The 23,985-nt window shown below is 65.6% G+C and carries 20 protein-coding genes and 2 other RNA genes; 6 read left to right on the top strand and 16 right to left on the bottom strand.

The window, feature by feature from the left end:
- Positions 1 to 81: 81 nt before the first annotated feature.
- Both XdyCFBP7245_RS16640 and hemL read right to left on the bottom strand, forming a co-directional pair.
- A complete protein-coding gene (locus tag XdyCFBP7245_RS16640; RefSeq protein WP_104616648.1) occupies positions 82 to 2,850 on the bottom strand; it encodes a winged helix-turn-helix domain-containing protein in 2,769 nt (922 codons plus the stop codon).
- 655 nt (positions 2,851 to 3,505) lie between these two features.
- On the bottom strand, positions 3,506 to 4,795 hold the full coding sequence (gene hemL / locus XdyCFBP7245_RS16635; protein ID WP_104616647.1) for a glutamate-1-semialdehyde 2,1-aminomutase: 1,290 nt from the start codon (positions 4,793 to 4,795) through the stop codon (positions 3,506 to 3,508).
- Positions 4,796 to 5,100: 305 nt separating this feature from the next.
- On the opposite strand from hemL, the gene XdyCFBP7245_RS24195 reads away from it, so the two are divergent.
- Positions 5,101 to 8,283 (top strand): outer membrane beta-barrel protein, encoded by a 3,183-nt coding sequence (locus tag XdyCFBP7245_RS24195; RefSeq protein WP_170068686.1) that lies wholly within the window; start codon positions 5,101 to 5,103, stop codon positions 8,281 to 8,283.
- 736 nt (positions 8,284 to 9,019) lie between these two features.
- Here XdyCFBP7245_RS24195 and thiE read toward each other — a convergent pair.
- Positions 9,020 to 9,643, bottom strand: a complete 624-nt coding sequence (gene thiE, locus XdyCFBP7245_RS16620) for a thiamine phosphate synthase (RefSeq protein WP_104616645.1) — start codon at positions 9,641 to 9,643, stop codon at positions 9,020 to 9,022.
- A 51-nt stretch (positions 9,644 to 9,694) separates the two neighbouring features.
- Between thiE and XdyCFBP7245_RS16615 the strand changes: the two genes are divergently transcribed.
- A complete protein-coding gene (locus tag XdyCFBP7245_RS16615; protein WP_372365861.1) occupies positions 9,695 to 9,907 on the top strand; it encodes a rubredoxin in 213 nt (70 codons plus the stop codon).
- A 213-nt stretch (positions 9,908 to 10,120) separates the two neighbouring features.
- Positions 10,121 to 10,576, top strand: coding sequence for a hypothetical protein (locus XdyCFBP7245_RS16610; RefSeq protein WP_104616643.1), 456 nt, complete (start codon positions 10,121 to 10,123; stop codon positions 10,574 to 10,576).
- A gap of 29 nt (positions 10,577 to 10,605) precedes the next feature.
- On the opposite strand, the gene XdyCFBP7245_RS16605 is transcribed toward XdyCFBP7245_RS16610, so the two are convergent.
- From XdyCFBP7245_RS16605 to XdyCFBP7245_RS16565, 8 genes are all read right to left on the bottom strand, one after another.
- On the bottom strand, positions 10,606 to 11,487 hold the full coding sequence (locus XdyCFBP7245_RS16605; RefSeq protein ID WP_104616642.1) for a SirB1 family protein: 882 nt from the start codon (positions 11,485 to 11,487) through the stop codon (positions 10,606 to 10,608).
- A 40-nt stretch (positions 11,488 to 11,527) separates the two neighbouring features.
- Entirely contained in the window at positions 11,528 to 11,974 is a 447-nt protein-coding gene (locus XdyCFBP7245_RS16600) for a DUF192 domain-containing protein (protein WP_104616641.1), read from the bottom strand.
- Positions 11,975 to 12,226: 252 nt separating this feature from the next.
- Positions 12,227 to 12,874: a ribose-5-phosphate isomerase RpiA gene (rpiA, locus tag XdyCFBP7245_RS16595; protein WP_104616640.1), complete on the bottom strand. Its 648-nt coding sequence runs from the start codon at positions 12,872 to 12,874 to the stop codon at positions 12,227 to 12,229.
- A 99-nt stretch (positions 12,875 to 12,973) separates the two neighbouring features.
- Entirely contained in the window at positions 12,974 to 13,444 is a 471-nt protein-coding gene (locus tag XdyCFBP7245_RS16590; RefSeq protein ID WP_170068685.1) for an EVE domain-containing protein, read from the bottom strand.
- Positions 13,441 to 14,031, bottom strand: a complete 591-nt coding sequence (locus tag XdyCFBP7245_RS16585) for a 5-formyltetrahydrofolate cyclo-ligase (RefSeq protein ID WP_211287721.1) — start codon at positions 14,029 to 14,031, stop codon at positions 13,441 to 13,443. The genes XdyCFBP7245_RS16590 and XdyCFBP7245_RS16585 overlap by 4 nt, the downstream gene beginning before the upstream one ends.
- 705 nt (positions 14,032 to 14,736) lie before the next feature.
- Positions 14,737 to 14,920, bottom strand: a non-coding RNA gene (ssrS, locus tag XdyCFBP7245_RS16575) — 6S RNA.
- Between the two features lie 96 nt (positions 14,921 to 15,016).
- Positions 15,017 to 15,316: a cell division protein ZapA gene (locus XdyCFBP7245_RS16570; RefSeq protein ID WP_104616637.1), complete on the bottom strand. Its 300-nt coding sequence runs from the start codon at positions 15,314 to 15,316 to the stop codon at positions 15,017 to 15,019.
- Positions 15,313 to 15,534, bottom strand: coding sequence for a TIGR02449 family protein (locus XdyCFBP7245_RS16565; protein WP_055850286.1), 222 nt, complete (start codon positions 15,532 to 15,534; stop codon positions 15,313 to 15,315). Before XdyCFBP7245_RS16565 ends, XdyCFBP7245_RS16570 begins: the two co-directional genes overlap by 4 nt.
- Positions 15,535 to 15,769: 235 nt before the next feature.
- Between XdyCFBP7245_RS16565 and XdyCFBP7245_RS16560 the strand changes: the two genes are divergently transcribed.
- The 3 genes from XdyCFBP7245_RS16560 (at position 15,770) to XdyCFBP7245_RS16550 (ending at position 17,944) form a co-directional block, all read left to right on the top strand.
- Positions 15,770 to 16,312: a YecA/YgfB family protein gene (locus XdyCFBP7245_RS16560; protein ID WP_046962847.1), complete on the top strand. Its 543-nt coding sequence runs from the start codon at positions 15,770 to 15,772 to the stop codon at positions 16,310 to 16,312.
- A 13-nt stretch (positions 16,313 to 16,325) separates the two neighbouring features.
- Positions 16,326 to 17,657: an aminopeptidase P N-terminal domain-containing protein gene (locus XdyCFBP7245_RS16555; RefSeq protein ID WP_104616636.1), complete on the top strand. Its 1,332-nt coding sequence runs from the start codon at positions 16,326 to 16,328 to the stop codon at positions 17,655 to 17,657.
- Between the two features lie 210 nt (positions 17,658 to 17,867).
- Positions 17,868 to 17,944, top strand: a non-coding RNA gene (locus XdyCFBP7245_RS16550) — sX9 sRNA.
- 99 nt (positions 17,945 to 18,043) lie between these two features.
- Here the strand turns inward: XdyCFBP7245_RS16550 and XdyCFBP7245_RS16545 are convergent.
- The 5 genes from XdyCFBP7245_RS16545 to hemW form a co-directional block, all read right to left on the bottom strand.
- Positions 18,044 to 18,439 carry an XVIPCD domain-containing protein gene (locus XdyCFBP7245_RS16545; RefSeq protein ID WP_104616635.1) on the bottom strand — a complete coding sequence of 132 codons (396 nt, stop codon included), beginning with the start codon at positions 18,437 to 18,439 and terminating at the stop codon, positions 18,044 to 18,046.
- Positions 18,440 to 18,462: 23 nt separating this feature from the next.
- Complete coding sequence (gene pepQ / locus XdyCFBP7245_RS16540) at positions 18,463 to 19,788, bottom strand: Xaa-Pro dipeptidase (RefSeq protein WP_104616634.1); 1,326 nt, start codon at positions 19,786 to 19,788, stop codon at positions 18,463 to 18,465.
- Positions 19,789 to 19,848: 60 nt separating this feature from the next.
- Positions 19,849 to 20,196: a PilZ domain-containing protein gene (locus XdyCFBP7245_RS16535; protein ID WP_104616633.1), complete on the bottom strand. Its 348-nt coding sequence runs from the start codon at positions 20,194 to 20,196 to the stop codon at positions 19,849 to 19,851.
- Complete coding sequence (locus tag XdyCFBP7245_RS16530) at positions 20,193 to 22,619, bottom strand: DUF1631 domain-containing protein (protein ID WP_104616632.1); 2,427 nt, start codon at positions 22,617 to 22,619, stop codon at positions 20,193 to 20,195. Before XdyCFBP7245_RS16530 ends, XdyCFBP7245_RS16535 begins: the two co-directional genes overlap by 4 nt.
- A 198-nt stretch (positions 22,620 to 22,817) precedes the next feature.
- On the bottom strand, positions 22,818 to 23,975 hold the full coding sequence (gene hemW / locus XdyCFBP7245_RS16525; protein WP_104616631.1) for a radical SAM family heme chaperone HemW: 1,158 nt from the start codon (positions 23,973 to 23,975) through the stop codon (positions 22,818 to 22,820).
- Positions 23,976 to 23,985 lie beyond the last annotated feature (10 nt).

Here is a 23,985-nt window from a genome sequence, read left to right as displayed (position 1 = left end):
ACCGCATCGCCATGCATGCGCGTGGTGTTCTTCACGATCACAGGCGTGCGCATGCGCGATGCATGATGATGCGCACGCCGCTCAATGCGGCGGCGTATCCGATGTCTGCTGCGTGTCCTCGCCGCGCAACACTCCGCGCTGCAGCGCCTGCGCCAAGGCGCTTTCGCGGCTGCGCGCGTCGAGCTTGCGATACAGATTCTTCAGATGGAATTTGACCGTGTTTTCCGACAGGTGCAGGTGGCGGGCGATCTGCTTGTTGGAATAACCGCGCGCCAGTTGCGCCAGCACTTCCAACTCGCGTTCGCTGAACACATCGCTGGCGGGATCGTCGTCACTGCTTAGGCGTTCGAGCAGCGCCTGGATGGTCAATGCACGCGTGGTGCCGCCAACCGTTTGCGGGTCGTGTTGGCGCAGCGAGCGCAACATCGCTTTTGCCGGCAATCCAAGCTCCATGATCGCCTGCCAGCTCTGCGTCAGCGCCACATGATCCAGCGCGCTGTACAAGTGCGGCAGGGCAGCGAGCAGTTCGCCGCGCTGCTGCAGCACCAACGCGATGCGGGCGCGGGTGCGCGCGAGATGGCAGGCGTTATCGCTGCTCAGACAAGCCTGCTCGATCTGGCCGAGAATGGTCAGCGCCGCATGGCTGCGCCCGGCCAGGCGATGCCAACGTGCCAATGCGAAGCCCATCGCCGCACGATCGCGCCAGCGATGCGCCGAGCGCAGGGTATGCGCCAGCCCGGACTCGCCGCCAGTGCGCGCGATCACCACATCGATTGCGGCGTTGCCGGGGTGCTCCAGCAGCAACATCAAGCGCCATGCCGACGCCAGCTCGGACAGTCGCCCCAGCTTGCGCCCATGCGCGATCTGCTCGACATGCTCAAGCAACACCAGCGCACTGCGCCCGCTGTGATCGCGCACGCGTTCCAGGCCCAGCGCGGTGTCGTACGCGGCCGCCAGCACGTCCACGCCGCCATCGTGTTGCTCCAGCAGTTCAAGCGCCGGATGCAGCAGGTCGGCGGCATCGTCGTGGTGGCCGCGCTCGTAGTGCACTTGCGCGAGCAGACAGTTGCCGGCCGCTTCCAGCACACGGTCCAGTTGCGGCGTGCGTGCGCACCAGCTCAGCGCTTGCCGATAACAGGCTTCGGCATCGCCGAGCCGCCCGCGGTAGAAAAAACTCTGGCCAAGCGAGAGCAGCGCTTGGGCTGCGCCAAGATCGCTGCCGCCGCGGTGCATCGCATCGCGCGCGGCCATGGCATAGCGTTCGGCCACGGCAAACCCGCCCTGTGCCAGCGCAGTCGTAGCGCAGATGCACAGCAAGGTGCCGCGGCCCAGATGATCGTCTTCGTCCAATGCGCTCGCCTGCGCGGCAATCTGGGTCAGGCCATGCGGATTGCCGCAGATCTCGTCCAGGCGGTCGCGCAGCAATGCCACCACCACGGTGTAGTCGCGCTGCAGCGGCTCGCGCACGGCGGCCGGGAAATCGCGGAAGCGTTCCAGCAACAGGCGCGCATGACTGAACTCGCCCAGTTTCAGATGCAGATACGCCTGGGTGAGATTCAGTGCAGGCGTGTCGCGGATGCTGCGGTGCTCGAAATGGCGCAGCAACGCGCGCACTTCATGCATGCCGTGGGTGAGCAGTAATTGCCAGGTGCCGGCGCGCGCGATGTAGCTGGCGGCCAGGTCGCCGCACTCGCCACGCGCGGCATGGCGCACGGCGTCGGCCAGATGCTGGTGCTCGCCGAACCAGCGCGCCGCGCGCTGATGCAGTTGCACGGCCTGGCCGGGATGGTCGCGATCGAGCCATTGCTGCAGGAAATCGGCAAACAACGGGTGATAGCGGAACCATTCGCGCTCGCCATCCAGCGGCACCAGCAGGCCATTGAAATGGTCCAGCCGCGCCAGCAGCCGGCCGCTGTCGTCGCGTTGGCGCACGGCGTCGGCCAGGGCGGCGTTGACGCGCTCTAACAGGCTGGTGCGCAACAGCAGATCGCGCGTGTCGGCATCGAGATCGTTGACGACCTGTTCGGCCAGATACGCGGCAATCTGCGTGCTGCGCCCGGAAAAACGTGCGGCGACCTCCTGCTGACGTTGCGCATTGCCTTCCAGCCACAGTCGCGCCAGATGCAGGGCGACCGGCCAGCCTTCGGTGTAGCGCAACAGCTCGTCGACCACCGGTGCCGGGATGTGCGGTCCCAGCAGCGCGCGCGCTTCGTCGTTGTCCAGTGCCAGTTGCACGCTGCCAAGGCGGCTGAGGTGCGCCTGCAGATCCAGCCGCGCCAGCGGCAACGCCGGCACGCGACGCGTGGCGAGCAACAGATGCAGGCGCCCGCCACTGTGTTCGACCAGGCGTAACACGAGCTCATCGACCGGGCCGTGACCGAGCCGGTCGTAGTCGTCGAGGATCACGCTGATACGCCGCGGTGCGCTGCGCAGGGCGCGGATCAACACGGTGGCTGCATCGCGTGGGTCCTGGTCGCGGTTGTGCATCACGCTGGCGCATAGCGCCGGATCGGCACCGGCACACTGCAGCGCCAGTGCAAGATGGCCAAGAAAACGCGCCGCATCGGCATCTTCTTCATCCAGCGACAGCCACGCCACCGCATCGTCGTGTGCGCGTCTGCGCGCATGCCATTGCGCAAGCACAGTGGTCTTGCCGAACCCCGGTGGGGCCAGCAGCAGTGTGAGCGGGCATAGCTGCGCCTGATCCAGCGCCGTCAGCAAGACCTCGCGCACCACCGCACCCGGGCGCGGCAATGGCGGATCCAGTTTGCTGGCAAGCAGCCAATCGGGAAGCGCATGGTCGCGCGACGGTGACGGGCGCGGGGTGAGCAACGCAACAGGCTTGAGCATGAGGCGAGGGCGGCCGTGGCAAGCGTCAACAGCGCGTCGGCTCGACACGCTGCACAACATAAGTGAAACAGCGGCGACGGCCGACATGTCGCCGCGACGGCGACAACGACGGATCGGCTGCTTCGAGGGTCCCCACCCATGCCCATCCGTGAGCACCTTTCAGAAAGGTATGACAGCCGCAAGACAAAAGCAAAGCATGCTGGGGCTGACTGCCGTCGCCGTCGCCGTCGCCGTCGCATGCGAGCGTGCAGGCTGTGCGCTGGGTCAAGCACTGTTCGCCCTGGTGGGCTGTTCCGTGCGGACGGGTTGGAAAGTGGCAGCGCCTATTCATTGCAGCCAGCGCGCGTCGGCGGCTCCGCGAGCCCCGGCCGGTTACTTGCGCTTCGCATCGCCGCGCGGGCGCTGCGGAGCCTTTTCAGTTGTCTCCGGTGCCACTGGGCAACCAGGCACGTCCGCTTAGAGCGGCTGAAGCGAATGGGCAGTACAGGCTCACCGCGTGCAGATGCATCGCGTGCCACGTAGGCGATGCCCGCGGCCTGCAGCAGCGCCTCAACGCTTGCAACTGCAAGTGTGGCGTCGATGCCGTGGCCCATCGCCGGCGTGGGCTGGCCACCGCCGGCGATCACTGTGGCAACGCGTATCGGCGCAGGCGCGCTTAGCGTGCCACTTCGGCAAATGCCTCGCGCGCTGCCGCGAGCGTGGCGTCGATCACCGACGCATCGTGTGCGCTGGACATGAAGCCGGCTTCGTACGCCGACGGCGCCAGATACACGCCCCGCTGCAGCATCGCGTGGAAGAAGCGATTGAAGCTGGTGGTGTCGCACGCAGTGGCCTGCGCGTAGCTGTCCACGATTTCGTCGGTGAAGAACAGCCCGAACATGCCGCCGACCTGATTGGTGGTGACTGCGATTCCGGCGGCGTGGGCGGCATCTTCCAGGCCTTCGCACAGCGCGCTGGTGGCCTCGCTCAGACGTGCATGGAAGCCCGGCTCCTGCACCAGCTCCAGCATCGCCAGGCCCGCCGCCATCGCAACCGGATTGCCCGACAAGGTGCCGGCCTGATAGATCGGCCCGGCCGGAGCGATCTGCTCCATCAGGTCGCGACGGCCGCCATACGCGCCCACCGGCATGCCGCCGCCGATGATCTTGCCGAAGGTGGTCAGGTCCGGCGTCACCCCGTACAGCGCCTGCGCGCCCCCCAGTGCCACGCGGAAGCCGGTCATCACTTCGTCGAAGATCAGCAGCGCGCCATGCCGCGTGCACAGCGTGCGCAGATGCTGCAGGTAGCCGGCCAGCGGCGGAATGCAGTTGGCGTTGCCCACCACCGGCTCGATGATCACTGCCGCCACGTCGGCGCCGATCTCGTCGAACAGCGCGGTGGCGCCTTCGAAGTCGTTGAAGCTGAGCGTGGCGGTCAGCTCGCTCAAGCCCGCCGGCACGCCTGGCGAGGTGGGAACGCCCAAGGTCAGCATGCCGCTGCCGGCCTTGACCAGGAACGAGTCGCCGTGGCCGTGATAGCAGCCTTCGAACTTGATGATGCGATTGCGCCCGGTCGCGCCGCGCGCCAGGCGCACCGCCGACAGCGTGGCCTCGGTGCCGGAGTTGACCATGCGCACCATCTCGCACGACGGCACCAGCCGGGTGATGGTTTCGGCCATGGTGACTTCGGCCGCGCACGGCGCACCGAACGACAGCCCATCGCGGATCGCCCGTTCCACCGCGTCGCGCACGGCAGGGTGGTTGTGGCCGGCGATCATCGGGCCCCACGAGCCGACGTAATCGATATAGCGGTTGTCGTCGACGTCATAGAGATACGGGCCATCGGCGCGCGCCACGAAGAACGGCTCGCCGCCGACCGACTTGAACGCCCGCACGGGTGAATTGACGCCCCCGGGCAACAGCGTCTGCGCCTGGGCGAACAGGGCGTGGGAGCGGGTGTGATTCATGCGCGCAGATCCTTGAGGAATACCGATGGGGGCATCGATGCCCGGCAGCGGGCATCGCGTCCGCCATTGTCAGGCCTGCGGCCGCGCGCGCCTACCCGGCAGAGGCTCCCCTACCCGTCGGAGCCGCCGGGTAGGGGAACTTGGCTGCCTATGATCGAACGCGACGGTATCGACAGTTTGGGCATCAGCTGATGGCGTGCGGTCATTGGCGCCCCGCTGCCGATGTTCAGAAAGTGTGATTGCGGTGGCCGTTGGCCCCGTTCATTTAGCCGCGTTGCCGGCAGTTTCCATCTTGGGGAGAACGCATGAACCGTAGTATCCAGAAGCGTGCTTTGGCGTTGGCGTTGGTTGTGGCCATCGGCAGTGCACACGCGCAGTCGACCACCGGCAGCATCGTCGGCAGCGTGGGGCAAGGCAATGGCACCAGCGTGGTGGTGGAAAACAACAGCGGCCTCAGTCGCGAAGTGCCGGTGGATGCGCGCGGCCGTTACACCGCCGGCAACCTGCCGCTGGGCACCTACAGGGTGACGGTCAAGCGCGACGGCGCGGTGGTGGAAACCCGCGAGAACGTGGCCATCACCGTCGGCGCCAACACCGATGTGTCGTTTGCCGCCGCCAACGCCGCGGGGAGCGGTATGCAGACGATGGACAGCGTCACCGTCACCGCTGCCGGCCTGACCACCATCGACGTCAGCAGCGTAGACACGCGCACCGTGATCACCGCCGAACAGCTGCAGCAACTGCCGCTGGGCCGCACGGCCGAGGCGATCGCGCTGCTGGCGCCGGGCGTGGTGGTCAATAGCGGCGGCTTCGACAATGGCCCGCTCGGCGGTTCGCTGCCCAGCTTCGGCGGCTCGGCCGCCAGCGAAAACGCGTATTACCTCAACGGCTTCAACACCACCACCATCAGCAACAACCTGGGTGGTCTGACCCTGCCGTACGGCGCCATCGACCAGCAGGAAATCTTCACCGGCGGCTACGGCGCGCAATACGGCCGCGCCAATGGGGGGGTGATCAACCAGATCGGCAAGCGCGGCACCAACGAATGGAAGTTCGGCGCAGCGGTCATCTGGGAGCCGAACGGCTTGCGCGCCAATCAGCGCGATATCTACTGGCGCCCGGACAGCCAGGGCAGCACCGTCAACAACGCCGCTTACCGCTACGCGCGAGCAGCCAACGGCCTGTACCAGCCGGCCAGCGAGGCCGAAGCCAACCAGACCACCTACAGCGCCTACGTCGGCGGGCCGATCATCCAGGACAAATTGTTCTTCTTCCTGGCCGCCGAGCAGGTGGATTCGGACGGCGTGCGCGTGGGCACCAATCGCGACACCGACAACGGCCGCACCGGTGGCCTCACCGACTACGACTACAAGCAAAAGCGCTGGTACGCCAAGGTGGACTGGAACATCACCGACAACCACCTGATCGAGGTGACCGGTGCCAGCGACAAGGCAGAAACCAACGGCTCGATCTATCGCTACGACTATCTGGCGCGCGAGCGCGGCAGCTACTTCACCGATGAATCCACCTGGAAAACCGGCCCCACGCTGTTCACCGGCAAGTACACCGGCTACCTGGGCGATAACCTCACCGTGACTGCGCTGTACGGCAAGATGACAACGCCCGACGAACTGACTCCGTTCAACTACGACGCCGCTGGTGGCCCTGTCATCAACAGCGCCGCACTGCAGAACCCGGCGTATACCGGCGGCACACCACGCATCGGCAACCAGCTGGTCACCTCGGTCAGCTCGCCCGACCGCGAGTACAAAAAAGACAATCAGCGCCTGAATCTGGAATGGCGTCTCGGCCACCACACGCTCAACTTCGGTATCGACAACCAGAAGTCCGAAGGCATCGATGTCGGCTCGGTGCTGTCCGGCCCCGGCTTTGCGTGGACCTACGGCCAGACCAACGATCCCAACGGACTGGCGACCGGCGGATTAGTCAGCCAGTCGGCCAACGAAGCCGGTGGCATCGGCGCACCAAGCCCGGGCCTGGTCGATCCGGTCAACGGCTCCAGCGGTTATTACGTGGTGCGCAACATCAACACCAGCCTGTACTCGTACGAGGCCAAGCAACGCGCCTATTACATCGAGGACAAGTGGCAGGTCACCGACAACCTGCTGTTGAGCATCGGCCTGCGCAAGGACGAGTTCACCAACTACACCCCGTTCGGCGACCCATATATCGAAGTGGACAATGCCTGGGCACCGCGATTGGGCTTCAGCTGGGACGTCAACGGCGATTCCAGCCTGAAGGTGTTCGGTAATCTCGGTCGTTATTACCTCGGTCTGCCGCTGTCGGCGGTGAGCCTGTTCACCCCGGCCACCACCACCGACACCTACTTCACCTACAGCGGCATCAATGCCGATGGCACGCCGGTGTTGGCGCAGCAATTGGGCTCTGCGGTGTCTGCCAACTCGCGTTTCGGCCGCATCGCCGATGTGCGCACCGCGGTGGCCAAGGACATCGAAGGCGAGAATCAGGACGAGGTCATCCTCGGCTTTACCAAGCAACTCGAAAGTGGCTGGGTGCTGGGCGTGCGCGGCACGCATCGTCGTCTCAATGCCGGCATCGACGACCAGAACTACGACGTCTCCAACACGGCGCTGATCAACGCCGCGGCGGCGCAAGGCGTCACCATCGACTTCTCGCAAGTGGCCGGTGCATCGCTGATCAATCCGGGCCAGACCAATACCTGGGGCGTGATCGGCACCGATGGCCAGTTCCACGAAGTGTCGGTGAGCCGCGAGGCAGCGGGCTTCCCCAAGTTCAAGCGCAACTATTCGGCTGTGGAATTCAACCTGGAGCGTCCGTTCGACGGCCAGTGGTATGCCAAGGTCAACTACGTCTGGTCGCATAGCTACGGCACCACCGAAGGCCAGGTGCGTTCGGACCTGTGGCGCACCGGCGGCGCGTTGGGCAGCTATCAGGGCCAGGCCTCGGTGTCGACCACGCAGAGCTGGGACCATGCGGCGTTGATGGAGCACTTCAACGGCGATCAATCCAACGACCACCGTCATCAGCTCAAGCTGTTCGGCTTCTACCAGTTCAATCCGCAGTGGGGCGCTTCGGCCAATTTCAGCCTGATCTCCGGCGCGCCGCATAACTGCCTGGGCAACTACTACGGCACCGAGTACAGCGGCCGCGATCCGGCCGGCTATGGCGGCAGTGCGATCACTGGCGGGCCGTACCACTACTGCTACAACCCGGAAACCGGCACTGGCAGTGCATCGCCCCCCGGTTCGCAGGGCCGCCTGGGCTGGATCGCCCAGCTCGACATGGGCGTGACCTACAAGCCTGCATTCGCCGACGGCAAGCTGGCGCTGCGCTTCGATGTGTTCAACATCACCAACGAGCAGACCGCAACCAACATCTACCCGTTCTCGCAATTGCCCGACAACACCACCAACCCGCTGTGGGACCAGGTCGTGGCCTACCAGGCACCGCGCTCGGGCCGGGTGACATTGAGTTACGACTTCTAAACGCACCGCGCGATAACGTCACTTCCGGCAGCGACGCGTGATGGCACGCGTCGCTGTTTTTTGTTGTGCGGGATGGCGGCCCGATCGGCGATGCTTTGATGAGAGAGGCACGCTGGTTGGCTGGTGGCTTGGCCGAGGACGTTGCACTCAATCCGTGGTGAAGTCTTGGAGCTGCAGATCTGCGACTTGGCTGGGCCCTTGCCCGCCCGCCATCGCAGGACACGCCGCAAGTATGTCCCTGTAGCTCTTTTGCGGCATCCATGCCGCCAAAGGTCCCGCGAGGGCGGGCAAGGACTTGTCGAGATGGTCGGTGTGCGTGGTGCGAGCGGCGCACTACGTTTGTGGTGCGTACGAGATGAGGTGCCAGCTTTACGCATCTCTGCGTCAGCGCCTGTCGAATGCGATCACGCAGTCGCCTGCATCTGCAAGCGCGTTTGCCACGCGCTGCGATCAGCTTTTTCATACAAGCACCGACCATCGTTCTGGCGCGGTGTCCTCGCCGCTTGCGGTACCGTTGGCGGCATGGATGCCGCCATCGAGCCCCCAGGGATGGGTTCACGGCGTATCCCGCGAGCGGCGAGGGCACCGTGCCCGCGACACTGCGGTGTTGCTCTGGCTTTCGATCGCACCCAGACAAAACAACGCTTCACAAGCGCGTTTGCACAAGTATTCAAGACGTTAGTTTTCTGTCTGGAATGGCGCGGTCCACCCGTAACGCTGTCATCCGTCAGCGAAACTACTGCGCAAATCCGGCCCGATACGCCCGCAGTGCTGCGACCGGATCCGCCGCTGCATACACACCGCTGACCACGGCAATCAACTCGGCGCCTGCAGCGACCAGCTCACCGACCTGCGGCGGCGCGATCCCGCCGATGGCCACCCGTGGCAGGCCGAGATCGGCCGCCTGTTGCAGCAGCGCGGGCGTGGCGCGACGGGTCGTCTGTTTGGTGGTGGTGGGGAAAAACGCGCCGAACGCCACGTAGCTGGCGCCTGCGGTGGCCGCGACGCGCGCACGATCGATCTCGTCGTAACACGACACCCCGATAATCGCCTGCGGCCCCAGCAGCGCACGTGCCGCCGCCACATCGCCATCGTCTTCGCCCAGGTGCACGCCATGCGCGCCGACCTGCGCTGCCAGCTGCGCATCGTCGTTGATGATCAGCGGCACGCCATGGGCCGCGCAGACCTCGCGCAGGGCACTGGCCTGCTGCAGCCGTAGTGCCGCGTCCGCCTGCTTGTTGCGGTACTGCAGCCAGGTGATGCCCGACAACAGCGGTGCGGTACGCGCAAGCAGGCGCGGCGTATCGGTGTCATCGGGGGTGATCAGGTAGACGCCGCGGGCGTCTTGCAGCTGGGGCATGGCAGCGCTTCCGAAAGCGGTGGGTGGGATGGGACAATGCAGGTCCCACCGTTGCGTGACCGCGATTATCCAATGAGCGACACATCCACCACCACCTACCGCACCTGGATGTGCGTGGTCTGCGGATTTCTCTATCACGAGGCCGACGGCATCCCCGAAGAAGGCATCGCCCCCGGCACCGCCTGGCAAGACGTGCCCGACACCTGGACCTGCCCGGATTGCGGCGTGACAAAGGACGACTTCGAGATGGTGGAGATCGATTGAAGAGACGCTGGTAGAGAAATTTTAGTGATCTTGTCTTTGGAGACTAATGGAATGATCTTCCTGGATAAGAGCTGTGCGGAATTGGAAATGCGACTTTCACAAGAGTAACCTCGCGGGGTAGCCAGCAATCGCTGCAATAATTGCCTTTGTTTTTCGGCTGGCACCTATGCTGCATGAGGTGCCGAAATCGTTTCAATACTGAAAAGGATTTTTATGTTGAAAGTATCGCTACGCGCGACGATCTTGGTCTTAGCCCTTGCAGCTCCATTCGGGGCGATTGCGTCCACGGCCGACCAACCGTCCCTGATTCAGGGCTTGGGTGAGCGGTTGCCGGCGGGTAAGGCGAATCTGAGCCTATCACCGCGTTTTAAAGCCTACGTTTTCGAAAAGACTGGGCTTAAATTTCTTCAGATCAATGCGCTGAATGACGATGTGCTGGCGGTGCTATCGCTTGTGCCGGGCGCTGCATCCCAATTGCCCATAGCAACGAGTGCGCAAGACGCTACGCTGCAATCGAATGGAACGCTGACAGCCCGGGCAAACTGTCCTTGCCATGCGCACGTGGTTTACAGCGATGCCAATTATAATAATATCGTTATATATGGCGCGAACGGCGAGTATATAACCGCGTATCAGCTGCCACGGTCGGCTCAAGGCAAGCCCCACTAGTGGGTGGGGCTGTTTCCTGACGGCAACAGTCAGTGCGAGCGAGCGCGCTGACTGTTCAATTCCACCAGATGCTCGTGCAGGTTTGCGGCATCCTGCGCGCTGGGGTTGAGCAGCAGATAACGCGTCAAGTCATGCCGTGCGCCGTTGCGGTGGCCCAGGTGCAGGTACGCCATGCCGCGGTCGCGCAGCGCTTCGGGTTGGTCGGGCACCAGCTTCAGGATGCGGTCGGCGCTGCGTGCGGCGCGGTCCCAGTGTTCGGCATCGGCGTAGACGCCGTGCAGATTGCGCAGGATGCGGATCAGGATCGCCCGGTGCGGGGCGGGGTCGAGAATCTGCGCCAGTGCGCGGTCGTCTGGAATTTCGCCGCCCAGATGCGGGCGCGCGCGTTCGCGCAGCTCGTCCACGCCCAACGGGCGACCGCCATTGAACGGATCCATCACCAGCACGCCGTCGTCCACCGGCAGCCGCACCAGGAAATGGCCGGGAAACGACACGCCCGCCAGCGGGATGCCCAGGCGCCGGGCGACTTCGATCTGCACCATCGCCAGCGAGATCGGATTGCCCAGCCGGCGCTCGAATACCTGGTTGAGATAGCTGTTGCGCGGGTCGTAGTACTCGTCGTGATTGCCCGAGTAGCCCAGCTCATCGAACAGGTAGCGATTGACCGCGGCCATCTTCAACGGCCACAGATCGATCGCATCCACCTCGCGGCGCAGATGCTCGACGTGGCTTTGCACCAGCGTGTCGTACAACTCGGCGTCCAGCTGCGGATATTCGTCGCGCGCGATCAGCAGCGCGGTGGACATCAACGGCACCGCATCGTCGTCCAGGCTGGCGAGCGCGGTCCAATGGGGAAGTGGGAGCATATCGACCATGCCGACAAGAGTGTCGGCAAGCGGCGCGAGGTTCAAGTCCGGTACTTCCTGACAGGAGACACCGCATCGCTGTGAATCACTTCAGCTTGGGAATATCCGGACTGAAAACAAGTTCTGCCCCGTCCTGCAGGTTGAGCTTGGCCGCCTGGCCGGCGTTGAGCTCCAGCACATAGCGGGCCGGCGCCTTGCTGGGGTAGGGCGGGCAGCCGTCGCCGGCCGAACACGGCGGCACGTCGCGCTGCTGCGACACCAGCCGGCGCTGGTTGTCGAAATACAGGATATCCAGTGCGATCTTGGTGTTCTTCATCCAGTACGCCATCGGCTCCTGGCGGTCGTGGATGAACAGCATGCCGCGATCTTCGTCCATGGCATCGCGGAACATTAGCCCCTTGATGCGATCGGCATCGTTCTGCGCCAGCTCCACCTGATAGCGCGCGCCGGCCAGTTCCACCCACGGACCGCTGCTGGCGCAGCCGCCGAGCAGGATCAGACACGCAAGAACGAGGAAGCGGACAGGGCGCATACGGCATACCGACGGGGCGAAGGATGGCGCACCTTCTGCCATGCACCGGCGTGCGTCAAGCCGGCGCATGGGTGCGCGCATTGGTCGCGCACGCGCCGAGGTCGATTCGGTGGCTGATCTGCGGCTTGGCGGCTGCGCCGCTGCCCGCCTACCGGCACGGACGCGCCATGAATCCATCCAGGGAGGCGCGTAGGCGGCGTCCATGCCGCAGCTGAAGGTCCCGCGCCGGTAGGCGGGCAACGGCCACTCGCGTCAGAGCACGCGCGGCGGCTCGCCGCCGACGATCACCACATCGGCCGGGCGGCGCGCGAACAACCCAACGCAGACCACGCCGGGAATCTGGTTCACGCTGCGCTCCAGCGCCACCGGGTCGGTGATCTGCAGGTTGTGCACGTCCAGCACCACGTTGCCGTTGTCGGTAATCACGCCGTCGCGCCACACCGGCTGGCCGCCGGTCATTGCCAGGATCTGGCGGGCTACCAGGCTGCGCGCCATCGGAATCACTTCCACCGGCAGCGGAAATTTGCCCAGCATCGGCACCTGCTTGCTCGGGTCCACGATGCAGATGAAGCGCTCACTGGCTTCGGCAATGATCTTCTCGCGCGTCAGCGCCGCACCGCCGCCCTTGATCAGGCAGCGGTTCGGGTCGCACTCGTCGGCGCCATCCACGTACAGCGACAGCGTGCCGGTGTGGTTGAGATCCAGCACCTCGATGCCGTGCTGGCGCAGGCGCGCGGTGCTTTGTTCGGAGCTGGACACCGCCCCCTTGATGCGATGGCTGATCCGTCCCAGCGCATCGATGAAGTAGGCCACCGTCGAACCGGTGCCGACACCGACGATCATGCCGTCTTCCACGTAATCGATTGCCTTCTCGGCGGCCAGGCGTTTTGCTTCGGACATGTTGGGGCTCGGGATTAGGGAGTCGGGAATCGGGAATCGCAAGAGCGGCTGGGCTGGGCCGGGATTTGCAAATCGCAAATCCCGAATCCCTACTCCCGGCTACTCCATCGCCAGCAACAATTTCCACTGCGCGGCAGTCACCGGCAGGATCGACAGCCGGTTGCCGCGTGCGATCAGCGGAAAGCCTTCGCCCAGCGCATCGGCGTGCTGCTTGATCTCGTCCAGCGAAATCGTGCGTTTGAGTTTGCGCTCGAACGCCACGTCCACCAGCATCCAGCGCGGGTCTTCGCGGTTGGCCTTGGGGTCGTGGTAGTCGGACGTGGGGTCGAACTGGGTGTCGTCCGGGTACGCCGCGCTCGCCACCTTGGCGATGCCGACGATGCCGGGCACCTTGCAGTTGGAGTGATAGAACAACACGCCATCGCCGACCTGCATGCCGTCGCGCATGAAATTGCGCGCCTGGTAATTGCGTACGCCGTTCCACGGCTCGGTGCCGACGCGCTCCAGATCATCGATGGAAAACGTGTCCGGCTCGGACTTCATCAACCAGTAGCGCTTGCGGGCAGTCATACAGAGAGGGTGTCGTCTTTCAGGAAAGTGGCGTGTTCGGTACAGATGGCATCCATCGCCACGTCCCAGGATTCGGTCTGCAACGCAGGTACCTGTTGCGCAGCGAAGCCGACGCCGACCAGCCAGGGCGGTGGCGCCTGGCGATGCCGGAACGCGAAGCTGCGATCATACCAGCCGCCCCCCATGCCCAGCCGCCGACACGCGGCGTCGAAGCCGGTGAGCGGGGTCACCACCAGCGCCATGTCCTCGGGGGGCAGCGTGTCGGCACGGTCCACGTCCGGCTCGGGAATGCCGTAGCGATTGCTGACCAGGCCCTGGCCCGGCCGCCAGGGCGCAAAGCGCAACACGCGGCCGTCCAGCACCGGCAGGCAATACTGCACGCCGTCCGGCAGGCTCAGTTGCCAGCGATGCAAGGCGATTTCGCTATCCATCGCCCAATACCCGGCCACCGCGCCGGTCTGCGGCGCAAACGGCAGCGCCAGCAAGCGCTCCGACAAGGCATCGGCAGCGGCCAGACGCTGCGCCGCCGGCAGGCTGCGCCGCTGCGCGCGCAACTGCTGGCGCAACGCCTCTCGGTCCTCGGTCATTGGGGTCTCGCGGCGGTGAGGGAGACACATTGTCGGTGGCAGGCGTCCACCTGCCTAGCGGTGGATCCGGATTGGCGCGCTGGCAGTCCGTTGCCTTTCACGCGAGCCGATCTTTTTGGCGGTGTCGTCGTGCGGATCACGCTCACGACAGGCCACCTGATCGCATCGCGTGCGCGACGTCATGCGCGGGTGGTCATGCACGCGGTCGCGCCATCGGCGCGTGGACCATCCTCGCAGGAGCGCTTGGCGCGATGGGTTGGACCGCTGCGTGCGGCAGGGATCTGGCGTCGTCACTGGAAGAGCCGGCGCCGCAGGTCCACCAACTGGGCTTCATTGGAGATCGAACCGACGAAAGGAGATGAGTTCAGGTGCGACCAGGCCTAAGTGCAGCGGTGCAAGGCGCACGCATCGCATTCGGTGCCGATTCGGCGGTGTTGGGTTCGGGTTCGCGTACCTGCGATCCCAGCACGGAGTCGGTGGGCAGTGGCATCGTCGCGGCATCCGGCGATGCGTCGCACCATTGCGGTATCAATCGGCGTAAACGCGCCAGGGCGTACCTGCGCGAGCGCAGATAGCGTGCGACCGCACATGGCAGCACTGCCGCAAGGTCATGCTCACGTTTCCAGTTGCAAGCGGCGGTGGCACACACAGACAGGCTTCGAACGCACAAAAAGAAACGACGCCCGAAGGCGCCGTTTCAGATTTGCATTCTCCGCCGTGACGATGCGGGCGAAACGACCTTGAACCCGGGGTTCAAGTGGGGACGTTGTGAGGCCATCGGGCTTCCCGCTACAAGGCGGACTTGCACTCCCGGCTTCGTCGCGCCCCCGTGGTCGTAATTAAGGGACAAGGCGAATGTTTTGCACGCTGTCGTTTACAGCAGAGAACGCAACTGAATTATAGACCTCTGCCGCGCGATGGCTAGCCCATTCGTCGGCGCGCGCCCTGCAAAGTTCATCTTTGCGACGGCAGTGCGACGTACGCCTCAACGCGGCGTGTCGGTAACGCTGTCCAGACGGCGATTCAAGGTGTCGAGCGTATTGGCCAGTTCGCGATCGTAGAGCGCCTGCTGATCGCGCAACTGCTGCAGCTCGTGCGCAAGATTGAGTGCGGCCAGTACCGCGACGCGGTCTACCGCCGCCATGCGGTTGCTGCCACGGATCTCGCGCATGCGCAGATCCAGCAGCCGCGCTGCGGCGGTGAGACTCTCGCGCTCGTCCGCAGTGACGCCAACCGTGTATTCACGATCCAGAATACGCACGCTGACCGGCTCGGTGGTGCTCACGTGTGCTGCTCCAATGACTTCAACCGCACGATCATCGCTTCCACCCGCGAGCGCGCCTGCTCGTTCTTGGTCAGCAGTTGCGAACGCTCGCCGATCAACTGTTCCTGTTGATGCCGCAGGCTGCGGTTTTCGTCGGTCAGCCGTTGAGTCCGCTCGACCAGCGCTTCCACGCGGGCGGCAAGTGCGCGGAGTTGGGCGAGGGCGGCAGCGTTGTCCATGCGCTCACGATAGGGGCGCGTGCGCGCGGCGGTCAAGCGCCGGACGACCGCTGGCTTGCGCGCCTTCAGGCCAGGCCCGCCAAGGCCTAGGGCCGGGTCGTGCCAGCCCGGCGCAGCGCGTCTGGAACGCTGCATGGAACGTCGCGGTAGCGGCCGACGCGGGGTGCCTTGATACACTGGGAAGTCTGATCGCCCGCCTGCGCGGGTGCCTTCTGCCCTTAGCCTGGATGACTCGATGGATCTGCCTGACGTAACCGCTGTGCAAACTGAAAGTCGTCAGCTCGCACTGGCGTCCTCTGCGGCGGAACTGCACGGCGGCTTATGCGGATGGCTGTCCGGCGGTGGCGCCGACAGCGGCGACTGGTTGGCGCGCATCCTGGCCGACACCGCGCAGGTCGCGCCCAAGCAGGGTGGCGCGCTGGACCAGCTGCGCCAGGCCACGGTGGCGCAGCTGGAAGATCGCGATTTCGCCTTCGAGCTGCTGTTGGTCGAAGACGGCGCTCCACTGCCGGCACGCACCGACGCCTTGTTCGATTGGTGCCGCGCGTTTCTGGGCGGTTTCGGGCTGGCCGCGCAGCAGCGCCCGGCGCTGAGCGAAGAGGGCGAGGAAGCGTTGCAGGATCTGGCGCGTCTGGCGCAGGCCTCCAGCGACGACTTCGATGCCGGCGAAGAAGACGACACTGCGCTGGCCGAGATCGAAGAGTTCGTGCGCGTGGCAGTGCTGTTGCTGCATGGCGACTGCGTGATGGGGCCGCGTTTCCGTCAACGCCTGAACTGATCGCCGCACCGCCATGAAAAAGCTCACCGGGATCGGCGCAGCCGAATATGCGCGCCGGCGCAAGCAGCTCATGCAGATGGCCGGCGAGCAGGCCATCCTGATCCTGCCGGCTGCGCCGGAGCGCATCCGCAGCCACGACACCCATTACCCGTATCGGCAGGATTCGGACTTCTGGTATCTGAGCGGGTTTCCCGAGCCGGAGGCAGTGCTGGTGTTGGTGCCCGGGCGCAAGCATGGCGAGGCGATCCTGTTCTGCCGCGAGCGCGATGCCGAGCGCGAAGCTTGGGATGGTCCACGCGAGGGCCAGGAAGGGGCGGTGGAATGCTACGGCATGGACGATGCGTACCCCATCGACGACGTGGACGAGATCCTGCCAGGTCTGCTCGAGGGCCGCACCCGGGTCTATTACCACTTCGGGCGCGATGTCGATTTCGATCTCAAGTTGATCGGCTGGCTCAAGCGCGTGCGCGAGCAGGTGCGTCATGGCGCGCAGCCGCCGCACGAATTTCTGGAGCTTGGCCATCTGCTGCACGAGCAGCGCCTGTTCAAATCGCGCGACGAAATCGCCTTGATGCAGCAGGCCGCCGACATCAGCGTGCGTGCGCACCGTGCGGCGATGCGGCTGGCGCGCCCGGGCGTGCACGAGTACGAACTGCAGGCCGAGGTGGAGCGCGAATTTCGCGCTGCCGATGCATGGCCGGCGTACGGCAGCATCGTCGGCGCCGGCAGCAACGCGTGCGTGCTGCATTACCGCGCCAACAACGCGCGCAGCCGCGAGGGCGACCTGGTGCTGATCGACGCCGGTGCCGAATACCGCGGTTATGCGGCCGATATCACCCGTACCTTTCCGGTCAACGGCCGCTTCACGCCCGCGCAGCGCGCGCTGCACGCGTTGGTCGGCGCAGCGCAGGCGGCTGCGCTCGCACAGGCGCGTCCCGGCGTGGCGTACGAGGCCGGCCACGTGGCTGCGGTGGAAACCCTGACCGAGGGGCTGCTGCGCCTGGGCCTGCTCAAGGGCAAGTTGGAGCGCAACATTGCCGAGGAGCAGTACAAGCGGTTCTATCGGCACAAGACCGGGCATTGGCTGGGTCTGGATGTGCACGACGTCGGCGATTACCGCTTGGCCGGCGACTCGCGCCTGCTGGAGCCCGGCATGGTGTTCACCATCGAGCCTGGGCTGTACGTCTCCGCCGACGATACCAGCGTGGATGCCAAGTGGCGTGGCATCGGCATCCGCACCGAAGACAATGTGCTGATCACCGCCGATGGCCATCGCGTGCTCACCGATGCGCTGGCGCGCAGCGCCGATGAGATCGAAGCGGAGATGGCCGGCGTCCGGGTGTAGTTGCTGACAGGTCGATCGTCTGGATCGCCAGCCGCGTTGCCGTCAGTACTTTCACGCAGATGCTGGACGCTTGGCATTGCGATGCATCACCGCAAGCGACTGGTGGGCCGGCGTAACCGCACACGCAACTCAAGATGCGCGATGGACTTGGAGCAGCCAACAAGACGACTGTGCAGTAGCTATGCGGGCTTGGCTGGTGCTCGGTGCGGCATGTAGCGCTCGTGCACTTCGTTTCTGAGTGCGTCGTCCTCATCCACCTGACGATGACTCGCTACGTTGTGTGAGTCGATCTCAATGATTCGCGCCGAGCGTGCTTCCAACCAGCGCATGCGCCGTCGAGGTGACCTTGCCTGACGCGGCGTAAGCACGACGCGCCGGCAGTGTCACTAGCCCAGCTGCGGTGTCTGCGTGCGCTCTGGCTGTTGCAGTGCGTCGCCAGGTGCGGCGATCTGCCGCGCCCGCTCGAATGACTGTTCTTCGGGCGTGGCCAGTGCCTGCGCGGTGTTCATGTGCGCGCGCAGATGTGCCGGGTTGGCGGGGTCGCCCTGCACCACGAACACGTTTTCGCCGCCTTGCACGCCGGTCTTGTTCGCTTCGCTCATCAACACGTGATCCACGCGCGAGAGCCCGCCTTCCTTCGCCAATGGCAGCAAGGCGGCAGTGAGTCGCGCACTGGTCTGGTCTGGAGCGCGGCCGTGCGCGGCGTCGATCGCATGCACGCCGCGTTCGATCTGCTGGTACATCGGGTGGTCGGGGTGCGAGGTTTGGCGTGGATCGTTCATGGCGATGCTCCGTGCTGTGCTGATCAGGGTGCGGCAAACACCGGGCGGGTCAGGTTTTCCGGTGCGTCGTCGGTGCACACCACTTCGTCTTCGATGCGGATGCCGCCGTAGGGCTTGAACTGCTCCACGCGCTGCCAGTCGACGCTGGCGGCGTGGCCGTTCTGTTTGACCTCGTCCAGCAGCATGTCGATGAAATACACGCCTGGCTCGATGGTCACCACCATGCCCGGTTCCAGGACGCGGGTCAGGCGCAGGTACGGGTGGCCTGCCGGGCGTTCGATGCGGCCGCCGCGGTCGCTGGCGGCGAAGCCGGCCACATCGTGCACCTGCAGGCCGATCAGGTGGCCCAGGCCGTGCGGGAAGAACGCGGCGCTGACGCCGGTGGCCAGTGCGGCTTCGGCCGACACGGTGAGGATGCCGAAATCCTTGAGGATGCCCATCAGGGCCAGATGCGCGTCCACATGCAGTTGCTTGTAATCCACCCCGGCGCGCACGCTCTGGCCCATGCGCACCTGTGCGGCATCGACGGCGTCGATCAACGCCTGAAACTCGCTGCCGGGGTCGGCGGCATAGGTGCGGGTGATGTCGCTTGCGTAACCGTCTGCCGACGCGCCGGCGTCGATCAGAAAGCTGCGCAGCGGCTGCGGCGCGTGCTGGCCCAGTTCGGTGTAGTGCAGCACTGCGCCATGTTCGTTGAGCGCGATGATGTTGCCGTACGGCAGCGTGTTGGCGTCCTGGCCCACGGCCGCGCAGTAGGCCATATGGATGCCGAATTCGCTCTGGCCAGCGCGAAACGCCGCTTCGGCCGCGCGGTGCCCACGCACCGCCAATTGCTGGGCGATGCGCATCAGCGCCAGTTCGTACGAGGTCTTGAAGGCGCGCTGATAGTCCAGGTAATCGATGACCGGCTGCGGGTTGTTCGGCACGTAGGCGCCCAATGCACTCTGCGCTTCACCGAGGATGGCGCAGCGTGCGCTGCGCGCGGGCAGCAGCTTCAACGCCTCGTCCGGGGTGCGGATGATGTGGATGTCGCAATGCTCCACCCACCAGCCGCTGGGGGCGTCGGGCACCACGTGCCAGTAGTCGAACGGTTGATAGAAGAGCACCGTCGGGCGCTGGCCCGGGGTGTAGATCAGCCAGCTGTTGGGAATGCGCGTCAGCGGCACCCAGGTCTTGAACTGCGGGTTAACCGCGAACGGGTAATCGCGGTCGTCGAACAGCTGGTAGTGCGTGGTGCCGCTGGGCACCACCAGGTGATCGAAGCCGCCGCGCTGCAATGCTTCATCGGCGCGCGCGCTGAGCGTGCGCAGGTGGTCGGAATACAGGCGGCTCATGGAAGGCTGGGTCATGCGGAACTCGATCGGCGATGCAAGGCAGGCCACAAGTTTGCCGCAAAGCCTGTGAATCGGTCAGCCGATCATGTGTTCTTCGGCGATCCAGGCGCGCAGGCGCAGGCGATGCGGCTCGGACATGCTCAGGAAACGAAAGCCGGCCCAGGCCTGACCGGGCGCATGTGCGGCTTCGGACCACAGCAGATGCACGCCGACATCGATTTCGGTGGCGCGGCCGATGCGCTCGGGCAGGCTGAAACGCAGCTGATACAGCGCATCGTCGTGCAACGGAACCGAGGCCAGCAGCAGCATGCCGGTTTCGGAGACGTTGCCGACCCGGCCGATCTGCGCGTCGCTGAGCATGTCGACCACCGGCACCATGTCGCTGGGCTGGCGGCGCGGGGCGCGGCGGGTGTCCTGGATCATGCGGAGGCCTCGGTGGGGGAGTGCCCGGCCAGGCTGCGTAGCGTGCGCACGGTGGCATGCCAGGCGCGGTCGATCAGTCGCGATTTTTCTTCCACCAGCAAGCGTGCCTGGCCGCTGGCCATCAGCCGCGCCAGACCATCCAGCGATTGCTCGCCAAGTTTTTGGCCACGCTGATTGACGAACAACGCGTTGCCGGTCATCGGGCTGTACCAGGACAGGCGCTGCCGGCGCAGGTCGCCTTGTTGATTGATCACAAATTCGAACCAGGTGCCGAAAGGCAGGCTGCGCAGCTGCATGTAGCAGGCGTCCTCGTCCGGCGTTCGCGGCGTGATGGCCGGCTTGCGCGCGGCGGTGTCGCCCTGGTCGCCCAGCCGCGCGCGCGCCTTGAGTTTGGCGGTGAGCTCGGTGCGCGAGGTCAGTTCATCGTCGCCACCGGGCGTGGACAGACGCCGCGCGATCGCAGCCGCTTCATCGTGGTGATAGCCGACCTGCAGCAACGCGGTTTCGACGTCGGTGCCCAGCGCAACGTCGGTCGGCAAGCCCTTGCTGCTGCAGGTGACTTCGGCGATGCGCGCAGTCAGGGCCTGGCGCTCGTCCCATTCGGGCGATTGCTCGCCTTGCCGCAGCAGGGTGAGCGTGAGCACGTCCGACCACGCCTGGCGCAGCAGCGATTGCACGAAGCGCGGCGGCGCGCTGTCTTCGCAGAGTTGCTCGATGCGCGCCTGCGCCTGCTGCTTGGCCGATTCCAGCCGTTCCTTGCCGCGTGCGGCATCCACGTGCCGGCGTTCGGCCACCTCGGCCTTGCGCGCCAGGTTGCGCAGATGGCTCTGGATGTCGTCGTTGGCGGCCGCAAACACCGCCTCGTCGCCCTGGTAGTCGTTGACGATCTTGTCGACCGCGCTGCCGAGCTTGTGCAACAGCTGCGGGTCGACGTCGTCGTCGCCCAGCCACACCGCGCCGGACTCGGCCACGGTATTGAGCAACTCGCGCACCGGGTGCTGGTCGCGCACGAAGAAGTGCGTGTCGGCCAACGCGGCGCGCACTACCGGCACCTGCAGCTTGGCGAGTAGGGCCTGCGCAGGCGTGTGCTCGCGCACTTCACGCTGCATCTGCGCGTAGAGCAGGCCGAGCAGGTCGAAGGTGTCGTTGTCCTGCGGCGATAGCGCGGCCTGCGTGCCGTGCTCGGCGCGCAACAGCGCCAGCACCTGACGCTGTACCGCATCGATGCCGGCGGCCTGTGGGGTTGCCGCTGCTTGCGCACTCAGTGCGCCCTGCAGGCTGGCCAGCGCCTCGCCGAGCGCCGCCGTGGGGACGCTGACCGGGGCAGGGCCGGAGGGCTGCGCAGAGGACTGTACAGACGGTTGTGCAGCGGCGGCCTGCACCAGGCTGCCCGGCGTGCCGCCCTGATGCGCAGCAGCGCCGCCCGCGGCCTGCGCCTGGCGGGCCGAGGACATCAGGCCGCCCAGCGCATGTGCCACGTCGTCCAGTGCGGGTGAGGTCGATTGCGCGCTTGTCGATGCGGTGGGCGCAACCGCGGAAGTACCGTGCGCATCGAGTAGCGCGCTCTGCCATGCGGTTGGCGCGGATTGGCCTGCCCATGCGGTGGCCGGGCGCGCGCCGGGTTGCGCGGCGCCGGGCGTGCCAGAGGTTGCAGCGTTCCTGGGAGCGCCTGCGCTGTCCGGCAAGGTGCGACGTGTCTGCACCTGCGTGGGTCTGACCAGATACGGGTGGTAGATCAGCCCGGGCAGGATGCCTTCCTGCGCCAGGGTGACGTTGGCGCTTTCGTACAGGTCGCCCAGGCGATCCATCACCTGGTGCTCGAACACCTTGTACAACGCCAGCTGCCCATCCAGGTTGAGGCCCAGCAGCTGGCCGCACTCGCGCACGATCCGGCACAGCGCGTAGGGGCCAAGCGGCAAGGCGTCCAGCTCGAACTCCGGCACCGCGCCGATCACCGCCAGCCGCTGTGCCAGCAATTGCAGCGCATCGGCACGGCGTGCCGTTTCGCGGCGGGCGATCTCGCTGAGCACGATATCGCGGTCGATATCGGTGTCTTCCACCAGGGTCAGCATCTGCGGCTGGGCTGCGGTCTCGGCCGGCGGTGTCAGGCTTGGGCGATCGCGCAGCGTTGCCAGATCCTGCGCCAGATGCTGCAGGAACAGCTGCGGAAAGTGGTCGATGTGATCGCGCAGCCCACGCATCTGCGCGTAGGTATCGGCCTGGATCTGGCTGTTGCGCGCATGTTCGGCCCTGTGCAGCAGGGCGCGCTCCAGCTCGACGATGGTCAACCGCAGCGGGCCATTGAGCGCCTGCACGCAGTGCGCATGCAGCATGCCCAGCAGGCGACGGCCACGCGCGGACACGGGTGCCTCGGCGATCGGGCCGCTGAGTGTGGGCTGCAGGGAGGAAACGGGCGTGGACATCCGGGAGGGTGGGCTCGATGCGAAGCGTGAGCTATGTAGCATGTTTTCCCACTGCCCAGCGACCCTATGGGGCGCCGGCAGTCGATGCGTCGCTGTCTGTGCGTGTGCGTCGGCAGGAGCGTGCGCCTTTTTAGCTGCAGCGTTGCCAGCTGTCGTATCAACGTGCTGCCGACAACGCCTGCATGGCGACGTGCGCGGTCAGCTCAGGAACAGTTCGACCACATCGTTGGTAAAGCGGCGGCCCAGTTCGGTGGGCACCACACGTCCGTGCTGCTCGATCAACCACCCCTGTGCCACCGCACGCGCCACCGGCGCAGCGATGGCCGCGGCAGCCAGGCCGGTCGATGCCTCGAAATCGCTCAGGCGAAATCCTTCGTGCAGTCGCAACAGATTGAGCATGTATTCGAACGGCAAGCGCTCGCGCGGCACGACTTCATCGCCGCCGATCGACGCGGCGGTGCCGGCACTGGCCAGGTAGGGTTGCGGGTGCTTGTGCTTCCAGCGACGCAGCACGTGCTGCTCGGCGCCGGAACTTATCTTGCCGTGCGCGCCGGCACCGATGCCCAGGTAATCGCCAAAGCGCCAGTAATTGAGGTTGTGCGCGCACTGTCGCCCGGGTTTGGCGTAGGCGCTGACTTCGTACTGCGCGTAGCCGGCGTCGGCGAGCAACGCTTGGCAATGTTCCTGGATATCCCAGGCAGCATCGTCGTCGGGAATGCCCTTGGGCGGACGCGCGAAGAACACCGTATTCGGTTCCAGCGTGAGCTGGTAGTGCGACATGTGCGTGGGCTGCAGCGCGAAGGCGCGCTCAAGATCGTGCTCGGCCTGCAGCAGCGTCTGCTCGGGCAACGCATACATCAGGTCGATATTGAAATTGTCGTAGCCGGCATCCTGCGCCAGCTTGATCGCGCGCTCGGCGTCGGCGCTGTCATGGATGCGACCCAGCCGCTGCAATGCCACATCGTCGAAGGTCTGCACCCCGAAGCTCAGCCGGTTCACGCCGGCCGCGCGGTAGTGCTCGAAGCGGCCGTGTTCGGCCGTGCCCGGGTTGGTTTCCAGGGTGATTTCAAGGTTCGGCGCAAACCGCAGCCGCGCCGCGGCGGCCTGCAAAAAACGGTCGATCGCCTCGGCCGGAAACAGGCTGGGCGTGCCGCCACCGAAGAACACAGAATGCACCACGCGTCCCCATACCAGCGGCAGATCCGCATCCAGGTCGCGGATCAATGCATCTACGTAGTCCTCGAACGGCAATACGCCCTTGGCCGCATGCGAGTTGAAATCGCAGTACGGGCATTTGCGCACGCACCAGGGCAGGTGCACGTAGAGCGAGAGCGGGGGCGGGATCAGGTCGGGCACTGCGTGAGGT

Source organism: Xanthomonas dyei, assembly GCF_002939865.1.
Lineage (GTDB): Bacteria > Pseudomonadota > Gammaproteobacteria > Xanthomonadales > Xanthomonadaceae > Xanthomonas > Xanthomonas dyei.
This window is presented reverse-complemented; position numbering and strand designations above follow the sequence as displayed.

Coding starts and splice junctions, on each gene's coding strand:
- XdyCFBP7245_RS16560 (WP_046962847.1), top strand. CDS start 15,770: ATGGATCTGCCTGACGTAACCGCTGTGCAAACTGAAAGTCGTCAGCTC.
- XdyCFBP7245_RS16535 (WP_104616633.1), bottom strand. CDS start 20,196: ATGATCCAGGACACCCGCCGCGCCCCGCGCCGCCAGCCCAGCGACATG.
- XdyCFBP7245_RS24195 (WP_170068686.1), top strand. CDS start 5,101: ATGAACCGTAGTATCCAGAAGCGTGCTTTGGCGTTGGCGTTGGTTGTG.
- rpiA (WP_104616640.1), bottom strand. CDS start 12,874: ATGTCCGAAGCAAAACGCCTGGCCGCCGAGAAGGCAATCGATTACGTG.
- XdyCFBP7245_RS16610 (WP_104616643.1), top strand. CDS start 10,121: ATGTTGAAAGTATCGCTACGCGCGACGATCTTGGTCTTAGCCCTTGCA.
- XdyCFBP7245_RS16590 (WP_170068685.1), bottom strand. CDS start 13,444: ATGACTGCCCGCAAGCGCTACTGGTTGATGAAGTCCGAGCCGGACACG.
- XdyCFBP7245_RS16555 (WP_104616636.1), top strand. CDS start 16,326: ATGAAAAAGCTCACCGGGATCGGCGCAGCCGAATATGCGCGCCGGCGC.
- XdyCFBP7245_RS16545 (WP_104616635.1), bottom strand. CDS start 18,439: ATGAACGATCCACGCCAAACCTCGCACCCCGACCACCCGATGTACCAG.
- thiE (WP_104616645.1), bottom strand. CDS start 9,643: ATGCCCCAGCTGCAAGACGCCCGCGGCGTCTACCTGATCACCCCCGAT.
- pepQ (WP_104616634.1), bottom strand. CDS start 19,788: ATGACCCAGCCTTCCATGAGCCGCCTGTATTCCGACCACCTGCGCACG.
- XdyCFBP7245_RS16530 (WP_104616632.1), bottom strand. CDS start 22,619: ATGTCCACGCCCGTTTCCTCCCTGCAGCCCACACTCAGCGGCCCGATC.
- XdyCFBP7245_RS16600 (WP_104616641.1), bottom strand. CDS start 11,974: ATGCGCCCTGTCCGCTTCCTCGTTCTTGCGTGTCTGATCCTGCTCGGC.
- XdyCFBP7245_RS16585 (WP_211287721.1), bottom strand. CDS start 14,031: ATGACCGAGGACCGAGAGGCGTTGCGCCAGCAGTTGCGCGCGCAGCGG.
- XdyCFBP7245_RS16640 (WP_104616648.1), bottom strand. CDS start 2,850: ATGCTCAAGCCTGTTGCGTTGCTCACCCCGCGCCCGTCACCGTCGCGC.
- hemL (WP_104616647.1), bottom strand. CDS start 4,795: ATGAATCACACCCGCTCCCACGCCCTGTTCGCCCAGGCGCAGACGCTG.
- XdyCFBP7245_RS16565 (WP_055850286.1), bottom strand. CDS start 15,534: ATGGACAACGCTGCCGCCCTCGCCCAACTCCGCGCACTTGCCGCCCGC.